This is a genomic window from Bacillus sp. AF62 (genome assembly GCF_050312695.1).
Lineage (GTDB): Bacteria > Bacillota > Bacilli > Bacillales > Bacillaceae_G > Bacillus_A > Bacillus_A cereus.
The window spans coordinates 1-417 of sequence record NZ_JBNPJZ010000105.1; the positions used below are offsets into that span (position 1 = coordinate 1).

The window sequence follows — 417 nt, forward strand, 5'->3', positions numbered from 1 at the left end:
TGCAAGTAAACTTAGAGAATAAGACGATGATTGCTGTTCCAAGTAAAAGCATTGTAGAAAAAGGCGATGATGCATTTGTTTATGTTGAGGATAAAGGGAAGCTTCGTAAACAAAATGTGAAAAAAGGTTCTACTGATGGAGACTGGACAGAGGTTGTAGAAGGCGTAACAGTGGGGCAAAAGGTGGTTAAAAATCCTTCCGACGATGTGTATGACGGAATGGAAGTGAAAGAGAAATGATTACGTTAAATAATATTGCTAAAACGTATTATCAAGGAAAATTGGCGGTGCCGATTTTGCATGGTATTAGTTTAACGATTCAGAGTGGTGAGTTCGTTTCGATTATGGGACCGTCTGGTTCTGGTAAGTCGACGCTTATGAATATTATCGGTTGTTTAGATCGTCCAACAGAAGGCGA

1 protein-coding gene and 1 pseudogene are annotated in these 417 nt (G+C 39.3%); both read left to right on the top strand.

Annotation, left to right across the window (positions count from 1 at the left end):
* Window positions 1-239 (top strand): annotated as a pseudogene (locus ACQRBL_RS27590) (efflux transporter periplasmic adaptor subunit); the annotation flags it as partial.
* Window positions 236-417: ATP-binding cassette domain-containing protein (locus ACQRBL_RS27595; protein WP_044796157.1), on the top strand; the 182-nt coding region annotated here is incomplete at its 3' end. The pseudogene ACQRBL_RS27590 and the gene ACQRBL_RS27595, both read left to right, overlap by 4 nt.